The sequence below is a fragment of the Bradyrhizobium brasilense genome, from assembly GCF_029714345.1.
GTDB lineage: Bacteria > Pseudomonadota > Alphaproteobacteria > Rhizobiales > Xanthobacteraceae > Bradyrhizobium > Bradyrhizobium australafricanum.
Genome location: NZ_CP121669.1, coordinates 3,894,714 through 3,913,772 on the forward strand (window position 1 = coordinate 3,894,714; position 19,059 = coordinate 3,913,772).

General features: G+C 61.9%; 19 protein-coding genes and 1 tRNA gene. 8 read left to right on the plus strand and 12 right to left on the minus strand.

Features of this window, described 5'->3' with window-relative positions:
• Window positions 1-26: 26 nt before the first annotated feature.
• Window positions 27-1,217, plus strand: a complete 1,191-nt coding sequence (locus tag QA635_RS18195) for an adenylate/guanylate cyclase domain-containing protein (RefSeq protein ID WP_283070787.1) — start codon at window positions 27-29, stop codon at window positions 1,215-1,217.
• Window positions 1,218-1,294: 77 nt separating this feature from the next.
• Here the strand turns inward: QA635_RS18195 and QA635_RS18200 are convergent, their stop codons facing one another.
• The 4 genes from QA635_RS18200 to QA635_RS18215 all read right to left on the minus strand — a co-directional run bounded on the left by QA635_RS18200 (window position 1,295) and on the right by QA635_RS18215 (window position 5,121).
• Window positions 1,295-1,495, minus strand: coding sequence for a hypothetical protein (locus QA635_RS18200; protein WP_283070788.1), 201 nt, complete (start codon window positions 1,493-1,495; stop codon window positions 1,295-1,297).
• A 338-nt stretch (window positions 1,496-1,833) separates the two neighbouring features.
• Window positions 1,834-3,147: a chloride channel protein gene (locus tag QA635_RS18205; protein ID WP_283070789.1), complete on the minus strand. Its 1,314-nt coding sequence runs from the start codon at window positions 3,145-3,147 to the stop codon at window positions 1,834-1,836.
• Window positions 3,148-4,012: 865 nt separating this feature from the next.
• Complete coding sequence (locus QA635_RS18210) at window positions 4,013-4,234, minus strand: hypothetical protein (RefSeq protein WP_283071704.1); 222 nt, start codon at window positions 4,232-4,234, stop codon at window positions 4,013-4,015.
• A 491-nt stretch (window positions 4,235-4,725) separates the two neighbouring features.
• A complete protein-coding gene (locus tag QA635_RS18215; protein WP_283070790.1) occupies window positions 4,726-5,121 on the minus strand; it encodes an NUDIX hydrolase in 396 nt (131 codons plus the stop codon).
• Between the two features lie 340 nt (window positions 5,122-5,461).
• Here QA635_RS18215 and QA635_RS18220 point away from each other — a divergent pair, with 340 nt between their 5' ends.
• The gene (locus tag QA635_RS18220) at window positions 5,462-5,758 is read left to right on the plus strand and encodes a hypothetical protein (protein WP_283070791.1); all 297 of its coding nucleotides are present in this window, start codon (window positions 5,462-5,464) and stop codon (window positions 5,756-5,758) included.
• Between the two features lie 63 nt (window positions 5,759-5,821).
• Window positions 5,822-6,049, plus strand: coding sequence for a hypothetical protein (locus tag QA635_RS18225; protein WP_016843397.1), 228 nt, complete (start codon window positions 5,822-5,824; stop codon window positions 6,047-6,049).
• A gap of 89 nt (window positions 6,050-6,138) precedes the next feature.
• Here QA635_RS18225 and QA635_RS18230 read toward each other — a convergent pair whose 3' ends face one another.
• Window positions 6,139-6,369: a hypothetical protein gene (locus tag QA635_RS18230; RefSeq protein ID WP_225160192.1), complete on the minus strand. Its 231-nt coding sequence runs from the start codon at window positions 6,367-6,369 to the stop codon at window positions 6,139-6,141.
• Window positions 6,370-6,713: 344 nt separating this feature from the next.
• Here QA635_RS18230 and QA635_RS18235 point away from each other — a divergent pair, with 344 nt between their 5' ends.
• Together QA635_RS18235 and QA635_RS18240 are read left to right on the plus strand one after the other, a co-directional pair.
• Window positions 6,714-7,511, plus strand: coding sequence for a lytic murein transglycosylase (locus QA635_RS18235; RefSeq protein WP_076831503.1), 798 nt, complete (start codon window positions 6,714-6,716; stop codon window positions 7,509-7,511).
• A 72-nt stretch (window positions 7,512-7,583) separates the two neighbouring features.
• Window positions 7,584-8,006: a hypothetical protein gene (locus QA635_RS18240; protein ID WP_018272222.1), complete on the plus strand. Its 423-nt coding sequence runs from the start codon at window positions 7,584-7,586 to the stop codon at window positions 8,004-8,006.
• A 73-nt stretch (window positions 8,007-8,079) separates the two neighbouring features.
• On the opposite strand, the gene QA635_RS18245 is transcribed toward QA635_RS18240, so the two are convergent.
• Window positions 8,080-8,466 carry a YciI family protein gene (locus QA635_RS18245; RefSeq protein ID WP_028335390.1) on the minus strand — a complete coding sequence of 129 codons (387 nt, stop codon included), beginning with the start codon at window positions 8,464-8,466 and terminating at the stop codon, window positions 8,080-8,082.
• 492 nt (window positions 8,467-8,958) lie between these two features.
• On the opposite strand from QA635_RS18245, the gene QA635_RS18250 reads away from it, so the two are divergent.
• Window positions 8,959-9,032: transfer RNA gene (locus QA635_RS18250), tRNA-Gly, on the plus strand.
• 72 nt (window positions 9,033-9,104) lie between these two features.
• On the opposite strand, the gene QA635_RS18255 is transcribed toward QA635_RS18250, so the two are convergent.
• Window positions 9,105-9,401 carry a hypothetical protein gene (locus QA635_RS18255; RefSeq protein WP_283070794.1) on the minus strand — a complete coding sequence of 99 codons (297 nt, stop codon included), beginning with the start codon at window positions 9,399-9,401 and terminating at the stop codon, window positions 9,105-9,107.
• Between the two features lie 59 nt (window positions 9,402-9,460).
• Between QA635_RS18255 and QA635_RS18260 the strand changes: the two genes are divergently transcribed.
• A complete protein-coding gene (locus QA635_RS18260) occupies window positions 9,461-10,459 on the plus strand; it encodes a hypothetical protein (RefSeq protein WP_283070796.1) in 999 nt (332 codons plus the stop codon).
• A 17-nt stretch (window positions 10,460-10,476) separates the two neighbouring features.
• On the opposite strand, the gene QA635_RS18265 is transcribed toward QA635_RS18260, so the two are convergent.
• From QA635_RS18265 to QA635_RS18275, 3 genes are all read right to left on the minus strand, one after another.
• Window positions 10,477-11,859: a hypothetical protein gene (locus QA635_RS18265; protein ID WP_283070798.1), complete on the minus strand. Its 1,383-nt coding sequence runs from the start codon at window positions 11,857-11,859 to the stop codon at window positions 10,477-10,479.
• A gap of 27 nt (window positions 11,860-11,886) precedes the next feature.
• Entirely contained in the window at window positions 11,887-13,008 is a 1,122-nt protein-coding gene (locus tag QA635_RS18270) for a type II toxin-antitoxin system VapC family toxin (RefSeq protein WP_283070799.1), read from the minus strand.
• Window positions 13,009-13,098: 90 nt separating this feature from the next.
• On the minus strand, window positions 13,099-13,977 hold the full coding sequence (locus QA635_RS18275; protein WP_283070800.1) for a hypothetical protein: 879 nt from the start codon (window positions 13,975-13,977) through the stop codon (window positions 13,099-13,101).
• Window positions 13,978-14,106: 129 nt separating this feature from the next.
• Between QA635_RS18275 and QA635_RS18280 the strand changes: the two genes are divergently transcribed.
• Window positions 14,107-14,736 carry a hypothetical protein gene (locus tag QA635_RS18280; protein ID WP_225160386.1) on the plus strand — a complete coding sequence of 210 codons (630 nt, stop codon included), beginning with the start codon at window positions 14,107-14,109 and terminating at the stop codon, window positions 14,734-14,736.
• A gap of 56 nt (window positions 14,737-14,792) precedes the next feature.
• On the opposite strand, the gene QA635_RS18285 is transcribed toward QA635_RS18280, so the two are convergent.
• Window positions 14,793-16,379, minus strand: coding sequence for a class I SAM-dependent methyltransferase (locus QA635_RS18285; RefSeq protein WP_283070801.1), 1,587 nt, complete (start codon window positions 16,377-16,379; stop codon window positions 14,793-14,795).
• A 5-nt stretch (window positions 16,380-16,384) separates the two neighbouring features.
• The gene (tssH, locus tag QA635_RS18290) at window positions 16,385-19,021 is read right to left on the minus strand and encodes a type VI secretion system ATPase TssH (protein ID WP_283070802.1); all 2,637 of its coding nucleotides are present in this window, start codon (window positions 19,019-19,021) and stop codon (window positions 16,385-16,387) included.
• Between the last annotated feature and the right edge of the window lie 38 nt (window positions 19,022-19,059).

The window sequence follows — 19,059 nt, forward strand, 5'->3', positions numbered from 1 at the left end:
TCCCACCCGTCGCTCCGGAGCAAGCCATGAACGCGCCCAACATCGAGTCCGTCACGCCGCAGTCTGGCGGCGACGTGGTGGCCTGGCTGACCAACGAGACGCGCGACGAGCGCTTCATCGACAATATCTTCGCCGAGCTGTGCATCCGGTTGCAGCAAACGGGTATTCCGCTCAAGCGGGCGACGATGAATCTGCTGATCCAGCATCCGCAATGGCTCGGCGCCCGGATCATCTGGGGCGACGGCAAGCGCGAGGCCGAGATCACGCGGGTCGACTACGAGGTCAGGGAGCGCTCGGAATATATCGGCAGCCCGGTCTACGAAATCCACCAGGGCGCCGGCGAAGTGCGCGAGCGGCTCGAACGGGCGCCTGGCCGCACGCATGCGCTCTTTGACGAGATGCGCGCGCAAGGCCTGACCGACTATGTGGCGTGGCCGCTGCTGCATACGCTCGGCAAGCGGCATGTCGTGACCTTCGCGACCGACCGGTCCGGCGGTTTCGATGACGCTGACATCGCCGAGCTGCGCAAGGTGGTGCCTGTGCTGGCGCTGGTCAGCGAAATCCGGATGAAGAACCGCCTGGCGCGGACGCTGCTCGAGACCTATGTCGGCACCCATGCCGGCGAGATGATCCTGGCGGGTGCGACGAGGCGGGGCAGCGGCACCACGGTCCGCGCCGCGATCATGATCTGTGACCTCAGGGACTTCACCCGGATCTCGGATTCCTGGCCGCGCGACGACGTCATCGATCTCCTCAACGACTATTTCGACGCGATGTCGGAGCCGATTGCGCGGCACGGCGGGGAAATCCTGAAATTCATCGGCGATGGTCTGCTTGCGATTTTCCCGCTCAGCGATCCCAGGGCCTGCGCCAACCTGCTGCACGCGGTGTCCGAGGCGCGGCAAGCGATGGCGGCGCTCAGCGAAAAGAACAGCATGATGGGCCGAGCCCCGATGAATTACGGCATCGGCGTCCATGTCGGCGACGTCATGTACGGCAATATCGGATCGCGCAGCCGGCTCGACTTCACGGTGATCGGCCCCGCGGTGAACATGGCCTCGCGGCTTGAGGCTCTGACCAAGCAGTTGGGACGAAACGTGCTGCTGTCGCGCGCCTTCGCCGATCTGGTCTCGCACGATTTCGCGCTCGAGCATGTCGGCGAGCATTCGGTGCGCGGTTTCAGCGAGCCGATCGAGCTGTTTGCCTATCGGGGCTGAGGCTCGATTGGCCAAAGCAGCGTGACGTGCGGCGCACGCACCGGCTGAGACGGTCCAATGTCCAAAGGCTCCTGCCGTTAAGGAGATTGGCCGGACAGGTTTACTCTCGGTGCGCGCAGTAATTGCTGCTCGGCATAGTTGGCCAGACGGTCGTACTCTTCGGCGATCTTCAGAAGGTTCGCGCGTGAGTTTTGGTATCTGAATAACTCCGCCTTCGCACGTGTCTTGGCGGCTCGGTCCCGCCAATAGCCGGCGTTGGTCATGACGTTCTCGATCATGGCGCTTCCCCCTTTCTCAGGGATTGCCCATAGACCAACGTCGTCGCGACAAGTCCGCTCCCCGAGGAACCCGGAACTGGCGTTCACGCATGAAGAGTCACTGAAACATTCCGTTTGTTCCAGGCGAAACTTATTCAAGCTGGATTCACACGCGTTATTTTCCGAAACGCCGGATCGCGCGAATCTTCGGATGCTGGGCAGGCTTTTTCATTAAGGAAATTCTTCAAGGCCCAGAGGGTCCGCCTGATTATCGGCACCGGCGGTTCGGCATGAGCATGGGAATAGGACGGCCCCGGCAACGCGAGATGCCGGGGCCGTTTTCCCTTGGTGCCGGGAATTCAGGTCGAGGTGATCTTCCGCGCCGGCGCAGCGCGCTCGACGAAGCCCTTGGCGAGGGCGTGATAGACGCCTTCCTTGCAGATCAGGCGCGAGCTCGCGTGCGCAATCAGGGCCGCGGCCATCAAGGGCACGACCATCGCGTGATTGTCGGTCATCTCGGTGACGATCACGAAGGCGGTGATCGGTGCCTGAACCACGCCGGCGAAATAGGAGACCATGCCGAGCAGCATGATGGCCGACAGCGGCGCGCCGTGAAACAGCGGCGCGATGTTGGAGCCGAGCCCGGCACCGACCGCGAGCGAGGGCGCGAAGATGCCGCCCGGCATGCCGCTGATCGAGGCGAACGTGGTCGCGAGGAATTTCCAGACGCTGAAGCTCGCCGGCAATTGTGCGCCGGCTTCGAGCGCGGATTTGACCTGCTGATATCCCGTGCCATAGATCGCGCCGTCGGACGCAATCCCGCAAATCGCAGCCGCTAATCCGCAGATTGCGGCAAAACCGACTGGATAACGCTTGACCGCGCTTCCGACCGGATTGGCAAACCCGCGTGCCATTGTGATCAGGATGCGACTGAACAGGCCGCCCGCAAGACCTCCGGCAAAGCCGCAGAGCGGCACCGCGAGCCAGTCGGTGCCGTTGCGCAGGGCCGTCGCGCTGGTGCCGAAATACGTATAGTTGCCCATCAGCGCGAGCGAGGTCAGGCCGGCAGCGATCACCGCGCCGATGATCAGGCTGCTGGTTCTCGTCTCGAAGGCACGGCTCATTTCCTCGATGCCGAACACGATCCCGGCCAGCGGGGTGTTGAAGGCGGCCGCGACACCTGCGGCCGCGCCGGCAAGGATCAGGCCGGGTTGGCGCCGCGGCGAGAAGCGGCCGAGCGCGAACATGATCGAGGCGCCGATCTGCACCGTCGGTCCCTCGCGCCCGACCGACGCGCCACACAACAGGCCGAACAGCGTCAGCAGGATCTTGCCGGCCGCAACGCGCAGCGAAACCAGGCTTTCGCGCGCGGTCTGATCGGTCAGATGGCGTGCGGCGATCGCCTGCGGGATTCCGCTGCCCTGCGCGTTCTGAAAGAAGCGGTTGGTCAGAAACACCGACAGCGCGAACCCGGCCGGCGTCAGCACCAGCGAGGCATAATGGAAACGGGATACCACCGCGCCAAACGCGATCTGCGCCAGATCCGCGAGCTGTGCCAGCGCGACGGCCGCCGCGCCGACCGCAATGCCGCCCAGCAAGAACAGGGCGCGGCGCTGCCAACGCGCGGAAACCAGTCTGAACAGCCGCCTCTGGCGGTTGGAGGGGAAGGTCATTCTGGACGAATTCTTAGCTCATGTCGTGGCCCGATACGCAGCGGATCACGTCATTCCTAGCACGCGTCGGCGGTATGCGAAGCTGAAGAAATCAGCACGGTGTGCCGGCGCAGCCGCCAAACTCCAGGGCCGAAATTCGCGATACCGGCCGGGGCCTCACTCTTCGGCGATCTCCAGGAGGCTCACGCGTGAGTTTTGGTGTCTCAACAACTCCGCCTTGGCGCGTACTTTCCCGCCGTGACGCATGATTGAGGAACGCGGAAAATCTGGCACAAACTGCACTTTGCGCGGCTTCGGCCGCGGCGTATTTTGACCGCCCCATTGAAGGGCGCATGTCATGTCCGAAGTGATTGTTCGAGCGGGCATCGTCGTATTGGGACTTTGCCCAATCGCAATGGTTGCCGTTGCTCTGTTCATTTGATGGAAACTCACCTGGCCCGACCGCGCCAACCGGGCCGGTAGACGGCCCCAGCGCCTGCCCTCCCAGGCCCCCATAGGTTGCTGGGGCCACTCAACAAGGAGGCCGCCGGTTGGCGGCCTCATTCTTTGCCTGGTACCGAGTTGAGTACGTCACCGGGATCATTGCCGCGCGAATGACATGGGCACTGAATCGAAAAGGGCCGTCGCATCGGCGGCCCTTTTCTGCCGGTCATAATAGGTCTGTAAAAAACTCAGTCGTGAAAAAATGCTCTGCAAAGAACGGTAACGCCGGCAGGGTTGGTATTACGACCGTCCTATCTTTCCAGAAATCCGGATCAGTACGGTGTTCCTGCCGTGGAACTGGTGGTCTGCGGATGCGTATCCGACGATCATGATGGCGCACCGGAGAGGGTGCTGCCCCGGTCAGGACATTCACCGCGGGGAATCAGGACATCTCATGTCGCCGCGCTTCGCCAAGCATCATGTTGAGCATTGAGATGTGCTCGGCCGTGAGCTGCCGCTGCATGAGGCTCACGGCCCATCCTTCCGGGATCGCGTCCAGCACCAGATCGAGGGCTTGATCTCGCGAGGTTGCGGCAAGCCAGATCTGGACCTCGCCGTCATCGGTGGTCACGCGTACCAAATGAACCTCAAGGGCGGCCTGCATACGCAACAAGCACCGCCGAGGCGATTGGTTGCTGACTAACCTGTGTTATTTTTCGGGGGACTTCAGACCGCGCAGATAGCCGTCTGCCGTGTGATCCTTCAGAGGGTCCGGGCCACCGCAATTGAAGCACCGATAGAGCCGGTTGCCTTTGCCGCCCGGAGGCAATGCGAATTCAAATTTGCGCCCGCATTTCGGGCAAATCTCGGTCTTCGGTTCCATGACTCCACGCAACGATTAAACAAACTTACGTCGCGTCAAATTGCAGGTCAGCGAGCGCAGATAAATAACGTGCGTTGTCGCCCAGCTAAAAAGCCAGGCCCGCCGTCCAGGAACCGACGCGGCGGAGCATGATTGTCACACGTTCGGTGCTGTCCCTGCCGGCAGCGTCTGGACGATCAAGGTAAACTCGCGGCCCCAGCTTGTGCCCCCTCGCTGGGGCCGTTTCTTTGGGGTGGAAGCGCGGCGCTTTCAAGCAGCGATGATCCCGCCGCCTATCTCCGGCGCCGCTGCTTTCTCGGAAACAGCCGGTCGCGGATGTAGCGCGAGGTTGGCGTCAGGCGAATGCCCCGCGGCTTCTGCCAGGCGGCGCGGTCGATCTCCTTCTTGTCGCCGATCGCCAGTCGGCCCTTGGCGTTCTTGGCGATGAAGATCGCGTCGCTCATCCTGCGGCCCGAACGCTTGTTCTTGGCCGTCACTTCCTTCCACAGGCTGAGCCTGCCGAGCTTGAGCTTCGGCAGCTCCTCCCTGATTTCGCGCTTGAGGCAATCCTTCCCGGTCTCGCGCGCGCGCCTGCGCCCGCCGGGGAACATCCACAGCCCGTCAGATCGGCGTCTAACCAGAAGAACCTTGCCGCGCTTCGCGGCTACCAGCTTGGAGGACTTGGGCATTGGAGTACTTGGGCATTTGCTGCGCAATGATCGAAATAGAATCGACCCATTTTAACTTGTCTATTTGTGTAGACAAGTTCGATGCCACATTGTTCCACAGTCGTGTGTCGGCTGTTTGTCTTTGACGGCTGCGATCTACGCTGTGCGCGGTCGCCCGTGGCTTCCTGATCTCGCTTGATGTCCGGTACCTCACGTTGAATTCGTGAAAGCTGTTACGGCCGGTGACTGCAACTCACCCGGTTGCGTCGTGATAACGATACCCATGACGGACGGCTTTCACGGCTTGACTCAATGTTCTTGTTTTGTTCTAATTGCCCTCCACCGGGAATTGGAGGACGCCATGGACAACCGCATCAGCGAAATTCGCAGGCAGATCAGGGCGCTGCGCGTCAGCATGCTCGAGGCCGAAGCCATCATGCGCCAGCAGATCAACCGCGATGAGGACTGCGCCTTCGTCGCCGGGGACCTCTTGAAGATGCGGCTGGTCATGAGCCGCCTGGTCGAGGAGCGTGAGGTCCTGGGCGACCGCGATCCGATCATCGTGCATGCGAGCGTTGCGCCGCGCCGTCGCGCCGCGACGCCGGCCTTCATTCGCCCGGCGCAGCGAGAGCTGGCCGCCGGCGAAGCGCGTGCATGACGGCGCGCCCGGGATGCGGCGGCTGTGCGCCGAACTGCAAGACGTGATGTGCCGGAGGAAAAGATGAGAGAGCCGCTTCGGTATTTCCACGACAGCGATGATCACGCGCCCTGGATCAAGGCGCTGGCCGAGGTCCGGCACATGGCGACGCGGGAAGGCTGGTGCTTTCACCACGTGCAGGCGATCATCGTGGCGATCGACCAGTATGCCGAGGCCGCGCTCGGCAATCGCGAGTTCTTCCTCAACCGGCCGCAGACCGTCGGCCCGGTGAGGCGAGGCGACGTGCCCTAACACGCTGATCGGCAGGCACGCGTGTTCGACGTCGCGGCAGCTCGACGCGCTGTCCGCGGCGGCGAAAGGCCTTTCTCAAGACGTGCCGACTATTTCGTGTAGCCTTGACTGCTGCAGTACCACCAGGATTCGGCGGGCGATGCGCCATGCTCGATCACGTACTTCCGGCAGGCTTCGTAGCTGACCGCGTACCGCTTTCCGCACGGTACCGCAGAGATGCCGAAATTGCTGGTCGAGCATGTGGATGCGGCGTGGCCCGTCGACATCGACAGGACGCCGATAAAGGGCAGGACCGCTAGAAGTGACAGGGTCTTCATCATAGCCATCGCCTCCCAAGTTGGAGGACAGCGGGGCCGCCGTCCCCGCGGAGAACCTACTACATCGCACGCCGTTCACCACCGGATTTCGCGGATCTCACGCGCGATCTGCATCGTTACGCACGCCGTGTTCGTCGTCATGCCCGGCGCGTGACGCCTTCCGGGCGCAGGGGCCAAATGTCCCGGCCTGCCTGAGGCGGACGGGATGGCCAATCCGTTGCCGGCGACATATCGTGACGGTCCGAGGCCGAATCTGAGGCGGATCGTTCATCGCCGGGTCATGTCCATCCGGCCATCGTCAGCGCCGCGCCCGCGAGGGCGGCGGCATATTTGCGGAGGAGTTTCGGATGATCAGGGGCTGGCAGGTTGCGGCGTCGGCGCTCGCTATCGTCGTGATGGTTGCAACGCTGGGGGCTGAAGCGAACGCGGCGCAGTGCGGCAACGGGCCCGGCGGGTTCGAAGCCTGGAAGCAGCAGTTCTCGGGCGAGGCGAGCGCCAAGGGGATCGGCGCCACCGCGATCGCCGCGCTGATGCAGACCCATTATGCCAGTGCGACGATTGCCGCGGATCGCGGCCAGCGCAGCTTCGGCCTGTCGCTCGAGCAGTTCATGGCCAAGCGGGGATCTGCGACCATCGTGGCGCGCGGCCGATCGCTGAAGCAGTCGCAGGCGGCGCTGTTCGCCTCGATCCAGCAGCGCTATGGCGTGCCGCCGGGACCGTTGATCGCGATCTGGGGCATGGAGAGCGGCTTTGGCAGCCAGCGCGGCAACCAGAACATGCTGTCCTCGATCGCAACGCTTGCCTATGACTGCCGCCGTCCGGAGTTCTTCACCGACCAGCTCTATGCGGCGCTGAAGCTCGTCGACCGCGGCACGTTGTCCGGGAGCACGCGCGGCTCGATGCATGGCGAGATCGGCCAGACCCAGTTCATGCCGAAGAACGTCCTCGCCTACGGCACCGGCAATCTCGACGTCGCGGCCAACGCGCTGAGTTCGACGGCGAACTTCCTGCGCGCCCATGGCTGGCGCGCCGGCGCCGGCTATCAGCCCGGGGAACCCAACTTCGCCGCGATCGAGGCGTGGAACGCGGCAGGCGTTTACCAGAAGGCGATCGCCATCATGGGACGGCAGATCGACGGCCAATGAGCGCAGGCGCGAGTTCCTTCATCGCCTGTTAACGCAACGATGCCCAGATCGTGCGCTGTGAAACGGGAGCAGATGGAGACCGGCTCCATGCTCAAGAACGGCACCTACGCGGCGTGGTTTCGAACGTCGCTTGCGGACGGCACCGGCATCGTGCACGTCGCCGATGGCAGGCTGTGGGGCAGCGACGCGGTCATGCTCTACAGCGGCACCTATGAGGTCGACGGCGAGCGCTTCTCCGCCGTGCTCACCACGCAGCGGCACTCCAGGGACGGCACGACCGTGTTCGGCACCGACGACCTCGTGGTGCGGCTCGAGGGCATCTGGACCGGCGCGATCGCGACCTGCACGGGCAGGGCGGATGCCGTGCCCGATCTCGCCTTCGAGGTGACGCTGATTCCGAGCCAGGAGGTGGCACCCGAGCCGCCGCCGGATCTGCCGCTGCCGAAGTTCGACCCGAGCAAGCTTCCGAAGCTGCCGAAACGCTCCAGCCGCTAAGGCATGATCCGGAAAAGTGCGAAGCGGTTTCCCTCGCGACAAGCGCCAAAGCCGTTTGCGCGGGGATCACGCGCTACGCGTCGCGCGGGCCCGCGGTCTCCGGAAACGGCGCGCCGGGGATGTAGAGCTTCAGCGCGCGGATCTCGTAGACCGCCGACGGGTTGACGCTGCGCAGGTCGCGCGCCGCGGCGATCGCCTCCGCCTCATCGGCGCAATCGATCACGTAGAAGCCGAGCAATTGCTCCTTGGTTTCGGAGAACGGCCCGTCGATCACCATGCCGTGGCCGGGCCCACGCAGCGTGCTGGCGTTGCGGGTATCGCCGAGCCGCGCAGCCGGGCCGAGCTTGCCCTTCAGCCGTTGATGGACCTCGCGCAGACCCGTCATCACGGCAGCGTCCTCCTCGGCGTTCCACGATTTGACCTCGGCTTCGACGTGATAGGCCAGGATGGCATAAAGCATCTGATGTGCTCCTTGTTTCTGATGCGACTGGCCCAAGGACGTCTCGTGGCGATCCGAGCCGACATTTCATCTGTAGCGGATCGGACGGTCTCTGTGTTGCGACAAGGTATCCCGCCGTCCGGCATGGCGGCGGCGAATCGCGCAGGCCAAGACAGCAAAAAGGCGCGGCGGATGAGCTTCCGCCGCGCCCCCGATTTTGATGTCTCGCTGGTCCAGGGCTGAGAGCGCCCCGATGCCAGGCTGATTGCTCAGGTCCTAGCGGGCGATCCCAGCGAGGTGACAGCGCTTGAGACAAGACACTAGATCACCTCCTTTCTTTGTTGATGGGACTTCGAATATAGGTGCCGAATCCGCCGCTGTTAAGGCCGCCTCCGGCCCAGCCGCGCCAGGAAACCGGCCGGATTGCGGCGAAATGGTTTCGTTTACCAGAGAACCGAACGCACGCCGGGGCAGTTGAGGCCGCCGCCCGGCCGTGTTAGGTGAACCCGAGATGCGGGTGTAGCTCAATGGTAGAGCAGCAGCCTTCCAAGCTGAATACGAGGGTTCGATTCCCTTCACCCGCTCCAATAATTTCAGGCACTTATCGGAATATTTGATTTCCGTTCCGACAGAAGCGCCGAATCCATTCCGACAAACGTTCACTTTCCGGCCGCCTGCTTGCGCCGCTTGATGGGCTTGATCTGTGCGTGCTGCTTGGCCTCGTCGTCATGATGAAGGTCGTGCGCCATCGCTTTGGTCGATGACCATTGGCCGTTCTTCATCAGTCGCGTTCTTGTGGGGCCGGACGTGCTCGCCTCGGTGGTCCCGCCATGCCGGCCAAACGGTGTGAAGGTCAGCTCAGGGCGCAAGCCTCCAGCCAGAAAGATCTTCTTCGAAATGCGCTCGGCTTGAGTCGGCATTCGCCCTTGCTGCTCCACGACACCAAGCGAAATCAACTGCCTCGCAAGGCCAATTTCCGCTATCTTGCTCGCTCAACCGGACACGATGATCCCGGATGGATATGCCCGGCGCGATGGACCGGGCGAGATCCGTCGGTGGATTAGGGGTGGGGGGAGCTATGCCGAGCTTCGTTCAGTTCCTGCAGAATTCGGGTGTGTACGCTGCGCAAAATTTCATGATCGTTCCTCGGGGAGGCTTCAACCTGGTCTGCCTCCGCGACAGCAAGGACGTTGGCCTGTCGTATGATCGCAATCGACTGCTGGTCGAGGATGTACGGCTCGATGACGTCGAACGTGTCGCTCAGGAATACATCAAGACCCGCTTCAGGGAGCAAAAAGGCCAGGAGCGCGACGACCAGTTGCTGCGTCTGCGTACCGCGCTGTATGCCACCGCACGGCCGGACGGCCCTGCGCGCGGCCTCAAGGTCTCGCCCAAAGATAAAGGCATTCCCGAGCTTAAAGCCGTACGCCGCAGCACAAGCATCAAGTTGGATGTCGCCATTCTGCCGCGCAAGGATTTCACGATCGCGTTCAAATTCCTCAAGCACCTCGATCAATCCGGCAATCTGATCAACGCCACGAAATGGACGCCGGACGACGTGCCCTGGTTCCTCACCAAGCTGAACTGGACGTTCGGGGCTCAGGCAAATATCTTCTTCACCCCGGCAGAGGCGACCTGGATGACGGTCCGGAAAGCCCTGGGGCCAAAAATCTCGCGGGATGTTTTCCGCAAGGAAATCGTCCCGTTCAAGGTGCGCGGCGCCGATCTCACGTGCTTTCTCGTCGGCGACTATGACGCAATGGATAACGAGGCGGCTGGAGAATATCTGCCCGACGAGCAGGTCTTCGTGGTTGTCGATCAGGGCAATCCACCCGTGTTCGACTATGGCGAGGCGTTCATTGGCGTCATGGCGCACGAGGTCGGTCACTTCCTGCACCACAAGCGGAACATTCCCGGCAGTGGGCACCATAATCGAAGCGGCATTTTGCTTTCCAGCGGCATGGAAAGCCTGTCCCTGGACAAGCAACTCGTCACCGACCTCAACGCGTGGTGAGAGCGCTTGTTCTCCGCTCACGCTTTGGCGGCAATGTACCCGTAGTAATTCATAAGGAAGTCCCCAATCGAGAGGGGCTTCTGAGCGCCACCCTTGCCCGGATGCGGGATCGCGTAGTCTCCCTTGCCCCACGTGAAGATCGTTGTCGTCACGTTTCCATTCGACACTTGTATCCTGTCACGCAAGACGACCCAGTGCCGCGTCAACACGGAGCCTTCATCCGACTGGTCGTCATATTCGATCATGTTGGCGCTTATGAACAGGCATACGCGATATCCACTGGCGAGCAGGGCGTTGGCTTCGTTGACGCTGTCGATGCCTTTGCTGAATTTCAGATTGGTCTCCTCGCGCACGTCCTGGTATCCGGCCTTGCGGAACCATTGCTCCATTTCGCTCGGCAAGGTGATCCCCGCGACATCGCTTATTCTGCCGGTGTCGTCAAAATCGAGGAACCAATTTTCGGAGTCGCGAATGGAGGCGCAAGTCAGCCAATCGACGTGGTCCAGCGAGTAGGGCGGCGTGTAGTTTTTCACGTCCTTTCCCGGCTTGATCAGCAGGCGGCCGAGGTTTGCCTGCCCCTTCTGATACAGATCGATGGCGAACCGAGCATATTGCCCCGGCTTGTCGGATGCGTAGCTGAACATCAGCGCGGAGGGGCCGCACATGCTCGCTTGATCCTGATCTATGAGGCTCGGCTTCGCAATTCGCCTGAGAATGCCTATCCCGACGCGGTGCGGGTCGAGCTTCGGAAAGAATGTGGTCCTCGTGTTCTTGAGGAAATCGCAGACCATCTCCGCGGCGAGCTTCTTTTGATCCGAGTTGAGGTCGTACGGTCCAACCCCGAGCCACTTCTTCTTTTCGTCGCCGACGAAGAGCGTGATGAGCTTCTTCGAAGTCGGAGAAAGCGTTCTGGAGGTGTTTGCAATAGTGGTCAGGTCGTCCAGCTCGAATGCGGTGACCATGCCGTCCGTGACGGTCGCCCTGATAATGTCGACGACTTCCCCATAGTCCAGCCTGGAATCGTCGAGCAGACCCTTGCGAAGTGCGGCATCGACGGATGGCGTCGCGATCCCGTCCCATTGACCCTTTGGAGGAGGAGGCTTGGCGGCTGCCTTGGTCGCGAGGTCGACCAGCCGAGTGAAGGTTGGCCCGCCGGGCCGGATATAGCCGTCCGGCGTGCCCGGGAAGTTCTTTTTCTGGAAGTACAGGATCGAGTTGTAGAGGCTGTCGCCGGCGTGGCCCGTCACGACCATTTGCGGTTTGAGCGTGGTCTCAGCTCCTCCGTCGGAAATGGCAATCTTGTTGAGCAGCGAGATGACCAGCTCCTGGTCCTGCTTCCAGTTCTGGCAGCTGCGACCCGTCGCGGCAAACCGACCGACTTTGTCTTTCAATTGCGGCATGAGCAATCACCAGCAATATGATCGTTTTCAGTGGCGGATTGCGGGCTCGACTATCGCGTTGGTGGTCGGCTGAAGCGTCCACGCTAGCTTGTCGATGAACTCGTACTCAAATAGCGCCTGCGGATCGGTTCCGAAATAATATCCATACTGATGCAGAATCTTGGAGCCCTTGGCGACCATCTCGCGCTTCCATTTCAGGTCCTTGGCAGAGCTGAACTGAAATCCAATCACCACCGCATAGTTTTCGTACGCTTCGGCAACTTGCAGAATGGTCGCGCGCGTTAGGATGCCAGCCGGGTCTTCCAGACCTTGAACTCTGAACGCGGTGATGCGGTTCATCAGATTTGATGCAACCTCCTCCTCGGACCAACCCATGACGCCCGCTGCAACGCCCTTTGCGAAGCCTTCCTTGATGAACTTGACTTGAATGTTCTTGAGCGCCTCCCGAGCCGCGACCTTGTCGGCCACCATAAGGACCAGATCAGGAATCATCGCAGCGATATTCTCTGCCTTGAAAGCCTCCTTTAAACCCGCCTTGAAGCCGGCCTTGGCCGCGCTCCAAAATCCTTCGCCAGCGACGGAGCCTGCCGGCGGCGGCGGGACCTCTGGCGGGGTCGGTGTGTTCCGCGGGACCTTCAGTCTCACCTCCGGTGCCCGGAAGTCGAGCGCTTGAACGCCTCTCCTGCGCATCGCAATCAGCGTTCCTCCGCTGTCCCTGGTCAGCAACACCGGATTCTTGATGCCGCGAGCCACTCCGCCTGCCCTGACCTGGGCAACAACATCGGAATCGAACGCGGAAAGCCCGTGATTCAAACCCTCATTGCCCCACTTCCAAACTTGCGCGCGGGGCACCTGGGTCATCATCTTGTCTTCGACGATCCGCAAATCAGTGAGCAATTTTTCGCCGGACTGAGCGCGCGCTCCCTTTAGAAATTCAAACTTGACCCGGGGTGAGATCAGGACCTCGTGACCGTCCCTGGCCAGATTGAGAATTTCATTCTCAAAGCGTCGGCTGAGCGCTTTCTCGGCGGCGCTCGCCGCAGCTCTTTGCCCGTTCTGTATGTCTATAAGAATATTGGTATCGAGCCAGACGGGGGGCTTTAAGGGCGCCATTGCAACAACACCATTGGCATAAACTGTAGGACGCATTTTGCGTCGGCGAGCCTATCCCTCAGTCGCGTCTGCTGAAGCGCCGGTTCAAGCGGCTCTGCCGCACCCTCGATCGCAGACATGCGATCGTCAGCGCGCGCCTTTCGGCTTGGAGCCAAGCAGATCGTGCGTCCCACTGACGCTTAACGTTCCCGAGCACTCGAATCCCCCGAAAATGCCGCAGGAGCCGGTGACGGTGACGCGCAAGTCCTTGCGTTGATACAGGTCGACCGAAACGCCAAATCGCGAAAAATCATTGGCGCTGTTCGGCAGGATCAGGTCGATGTGATCGATCGCCCAGCGCGGCAGGTGAGGATTGCTCTTCCAGAACAGTTCATTGACGGCGTGGTGCCCGAAATTCGGTCCGACCGTGAGGGCGCCGTCTGCGCCCTCGAACACGAAGCCGGTCTCGTCGATGTGAACATTGACCCGGTCCGGCGCTACCGCGAAATGCAGCGACGTGATGTCTTGCGGCTGCGGGTCCTTGCCGAACTGCGCACTATAGCCGTCGCTCCATTGCCCTCGGCCGCGCCCGAGCCCGAAGCCGTGCCGGCCCGGAAGGTCTCGCGTCGAAAGCGGCCGGTCGGATAGCTTTGGGCGCCAGATCTCCCGGAATCCCTTGCCGATTGTGGCTGCCATCGACAGATCAAGGGCCCAATGCGACGGCTTCTCCGGGCTTTTGCCTTCGGCGAAGGCGTCGAATCCGTCGGACGTCTTGGCAATGCGCAGCGTCTTGATCAGGTCTTCCCAGTCCTTGGGCAGGAACGTGACGCCGTCGAGCGTGCTCGTCGCGGCCGCGACGCCATATTTCTCCAATTGGCGTCGGATATAGGCCTTTTCGTCATAGAGGCGGACATTGGGATTCGGCCCCGCGAAATATTTCGACAGATCGATCTGCGGCCGGAGCATGGTCAGCCGCGCCGCGATCTTGCGGTAAGTGTCGGTTGTGGTCGGGTCGGTGGTCGTCACGGAGCTGCCCTCCGAGTGAAAGCCAGTCTCCGATTTGTCTGGTCCGGGCGGTGCCGGGTTCAACTGAACCTCCCAACCGGAAACGCCGACCACCATTCGTGGAGCAGTGTCAACAGCAAGGACGATCCGATGTCACTTCGGAGCAGGGTGCTAGACGTACTCAATGGCCCGGCGGTCGCGCGCATTCGCTTCCGGTTTCCGATCCGTGGCAGCCACGTGACGATTGCACCGCAAACGTTCCATCACGTCGCTCGCGCGATCCGGTTGGGACAGGTCAGCGTCAGAGTTCCGACGGACCTCGCGGCAAATGTTGCGGCACAATATAACGACGTCGCGCGGACTCGGGCGGACGGTACGGTCGTCGCGGCGAATACGCTGGAGGTCGTGTCGGCGACGGGGCGAATGGACGAAGCCTATATCGTCCACGAGGCCTTGCATGCGGCTTACGATCTGCTGCGTACCGGCCTCGACGGCAATGCGGAGGAGGCGTCCGCCTATGTCTGTACCGCGCTCTACTGCCGCATGACAGGCCTGCCGCGACCCCGCTGGGCGAACGGCCCGATCTACGCCAATGCCGCGGAGGTCGCCCGAACGTTGCTGTCGCAATATCAGAAGGGTGATCCCGGCATTCCCTGGGTCGGCGACCATGAATGGCAGATGCTGCGCGCCGGTGTCGGCCTTAGCGCGGTCTATGCCAGCGGACCCGGCGGCATTCTCACCGGGTGGCTGCTCGGCCAACAATACACCCACGACGGCTGATGGGACGTGGGGCGTCCGCTCCACAAAATGACGGGCCGGCTCCTTGCCGCCCGTCCTCAGGCCACCAGCAAACCCAGCTTGCCGACCGTTGCCAGCGAACGGTCAACGCTTTGTCGGGTTGACAGCAGCAACGGCTCGGCGGGCTGCCCGGCATCATCCAATTGCTTGACCTGGATGGTCGATCCGAAGGTTTCAGTCATTTCGGCTGTGATTTGCTCGATCGTCCGGGAGCCGTCGAGCAGTTGCAGAAAGTGGCGCGTCCTGTCATCCTCCAACTGCACGGTTTGGTGAAGCAGATTGGTGACCAGCGGGCCGCTCTGCGCCTGTCTGCGGGCGAGTAGACTCGCCTGCGGACAATCCGTGACTTCCTTCACGAGAAAGGGCCGTGATTTCAGAAAGGAGACCTCGCCGCTGCAGGCCAGGATATAGAGCGCTTCCGTCAATATCCGTTGGTCATCGGCCGTTTGCCGGCCTTCCAGCAGCGTCCGGGCGCCATCGAGCAGTTCAGCGAAGGAGAGTGCGCGCGGCCAGGCCCGGCCGAGACAAAGATGTGCCGCCTTCAGGAGCGGATTGGCCACGGTGATTCGGCTGCCGTCCTGATTTTCAAATTCCATCTCGGAATCGTCGGTCAGGCAGGCGTCGGGGCGACGTGGGCTGGTGGTGCTCAGCAGATAGAAGGCGGTGATGAAGTCGAGATCGACCTTGCGGTCAAGGGAGATGCCTTCGTGGCAGAGCAACGTACGCCGAAACCCGTTGCCGTCGATGAAGTCCTGATACTGATCGCGCGCCATGAACTCGCTTTCGGGAAAGCGCTGCAGCGTGGCGCGGACCTCTTCGGTGTAACCGGCAAGATAGCGTCGTGAGAAATCGGCGTCGCTCAGATATTGCAGCCCATGTCGGCCGGCGTCTTCGACGACTTCGTGCAGCAGAAAGGCTGTCGCGCCAGAATCGAGATCGTCGTGAAAAAGCAACTCGTCCGGAGCGTTGAGCACGCGGTTGCACTGATCGCGCATGACTGTACCGTGCACCGAGCCGGACTTCGATCCTTCGCTGAGAAATTTCACGATCGCGCGAGCTTGTCCGACTTTCTCCTTCATCCCGGTGATGCGCCGGGTGTGGTAGCGCATCATGTCGCGGACCATGTCGCGAAGATGCGAGAACGGGTGCGCGTTGTAACTGACATAGCAGAGCCCCCGTGGCGCCAAATTCCGTTTGAAGATGGACATCATCCTCTCGCGCACGACCGGTGGTACCCATGAATACACGCCATGGGCGATGATGTAGTCGAACTGTCCGAAGGCAGCGTCGACATCCATGATGTCGCAATGCAGAAGCCTGATGTTGCTCAAGCCCAATGCGGCGATGTTCCGCTGTCCGCGTTCGATCGTAACGCCGCTCAGGTCGATACCGATGAACTCGCTGTCTGGATATTGAAAAGCCATCGGCAACAGATTGCCGCCAACGCCGCAGCCGAGCTCCAGGACCCGGCAGCGCTCGACCGGAGCCGGCTGCAGGCCGTAGACCGCAGCGATCGTCGCCAGATGGTTCGGGTGGGTGAGCCCGTAGACATGCCCGGGATAATACACCTCATCGTATGGTGTGGTGCCGGTGGTCGGCTGGCGGTGCTCGGTCTGGATGTTCATCGCTGTCAGTTCCACGAATATGCAAACTTGTCGTTCACGATCGAGACGCGCGTCCGCTTGACCTCCTCCTTGGCGAGAGACTTGCTGAGGAATTCACGCGACAGTTCGGGCAGCAGCGTGTTGGTGATGATGTTATCGATCATCCGCCCGCCGGAGTCCGGATCGTTGCAACGGGATACGATGTGCTCGACGACTGCATCGTCGTAGCCGAAGGCAGCCTTGTGATTATCGCGGAGGCGCTGTCCGATCCGGTCCAGCTGCAATCTGACGATGCCGGCAAGCATCTCGTCCGAAAGCGGAAAGTAGGGGATCGAGACGATGCGCCCAAGCAACGCGGCAGGGAACACCTTCAGCAATTCCGGCCGTAGCAGCCTGGCGAGTTCTTCCGGCTCGTTGCGATACTTCGGATCGCGCGCCAGGCTCATGATGAGATCGGTGCCGACGTTCGTGGTCAGAATGATCAATGTGTTCTTGAAATCAATTCGCCGACCGTTGCCGTCCTCCATGACTCCCTTGTCGAACACCTGAAAGAAGATCTCATGGACGTCGGGATGGGCCTTCTCCACCTCGTCGAGCAGGATAACGCTGTAGGGCTTGCGCCGGACCGCCTCGGTGAGCCGGCCGCCTTCACCATAGCCGACGTAACCCGGAGGTGCGCCTTTCAAGGTCGAGACCGTATGCGCCTCCTGGAACTCCGACATGTTGATCGTGATCATGTTCTGCTCGCCGCCATAAAGGGTTTCGGCAAGCGCGAGGGCGGTTTCTGTCTTGCCCACGCCGGACGGTCCGGCCAGCATGAAAACGCCGATCGGCTTGGACGGGTTGTCCAACTTGGCGCGGCTGGTCTCGATTCGTTTCGCAATCATCGTCAGCCCGTGGGACTGGCCGAGCACGCGGCGATTGAGAATTTCGGGCAGCTTCAGGACGGTCTCGATTTCGTCGCGCATCATTCTGCCGGTCGGGATACCGGTCCAGTCGGACACGACAGAGGCGACCGACTGCTGGTCGACATGGGCATAGATCATCCGCTTTTCCGGATTGATGCCCTCCAGTGTCTCGAACTTGCCGCGCAACTCGACGCGTTTCGTCGCTCGATCTTCGTCGCCGTTCTCGGAGAGGATTTCGCGAATGCTGCGGATATCCTTGACGAGCTCCTGTTCCTTGGCCCAGTCGGCCTCCAGGCCGGACAGCTTGGCCTTCAGCGTCGCTATGTCGCCGTCGATCGCGGTGATGCGCTCGCTGTTCTCGTCCCCGAGGTCGCCGTCGCTGACCAGCGCTGACCGTTCGGCCTCGCGGGCCGCGATGGCGACGCGAGCGTCCTCGATCAGGGCCGGCGTCGCGCTTTGACTGATGGCTACCCGCGCAGAAGCTGTGTCCAGCAGGCTGACCGCCTTGTCCGGCAGCTGTCGGGACGGAATGTAGCGATGCGACAGGTTGACCGCGGTCACGATCGCGGCGTCCGAAATGCGAACGCCGTGGTGCTTCTCCATCGGGCCCAGGAGACCGCGCAGCATGATGCAACAGGTCTCGACATCCGGCTCATCGACCTGGATCGGCTGAAAGCGCCGTGTGAGTGCGGGGTCCTTTTCGATGTACTGGCGATACTCTGCCCAGGTGGTGGCGGCGATGGTCCGCAGCGTGCCGCGGGCGAGGGGAGGCTTGAGGAGGTTGGCCGCGTCGCCGGTGCCGGCGGCGCCACCGGCCCCGATCAGCGTGTGCGCTTCGTCGATGAACAGGATAATCGGGGTAGGCGAGTTCTGTACCTCGTCGATCACCGAGCGCAGGCGCTGCTCGAACTCGCCCTTCATCGAGGCGCCGGCCTGCATCAGGCCGATATCCAGCGCGCAGAGCCTGACGTTGCGCAGCGGCGGCGGCACCTCGCCGGCGGCAATGCGCTGGGCGAATCCCTCGACCACCGCGGTCTTGCCGACGCCGGCTTCGCCGGTGAGGATCGGATTGTTTTGCCGCCGGCGCATCAGCACGTCGATCAATTGGCGGATTTCGTCGTCTCGACCGAGGATCGGGTCCATCTCGCCCGACCTGGCCTTGGCGGTCAGATCCTGGGAGAACCGGTCGAGCGGTGTCGTCCCCTTGGGATTCGCGCGGTCCGTACCGTCAGTACCGGCACCGGCCAATCCGGAGCCGTCCATCGGACGCATGGTCTCCTCCTCGGAGCCTGCCCAGATGGCGCGGTGCTCCGCAGCCAATGCGTCGACATTTATCTTGGCGAATTCCTGCGAGATGTTGTTGAGCGCGCGACGGATCTCATTCGACTTCAATCCGGCGACCAGGAGATGTCCGGTGCGGATCTGGGTCTCGCCGAAGAACAACGTGGCATAGTGCCAGCCACGGTCGAGAATATCGATGACCGAATTGGCGACGCCCGGCATGTCGGTTTCGTTCTTGCGGAAGCCGTTGATGACGCCCGCGAGGTCCGACAGCAGCCGCGCGCGGTCGAGCTTGTAGTGATCCACCGACAGGCTGAGGTCGGTCCGCTCCTGTTGCAGGATGTGAAACAGCCAGTGCGCAAGCTCCACGTTACGGTTGCTGACGCTCTTGGCGTGGCGCAGGGCCTGTATGAAGGCATCGTAGCCGGCCCGGTTCAGTTTGCCAGTCACGGCCTCAAGGCTGATATCGGTCAAGATGGCGCCTCCTGCTCAATCCCCGGGCGATGCCGGGT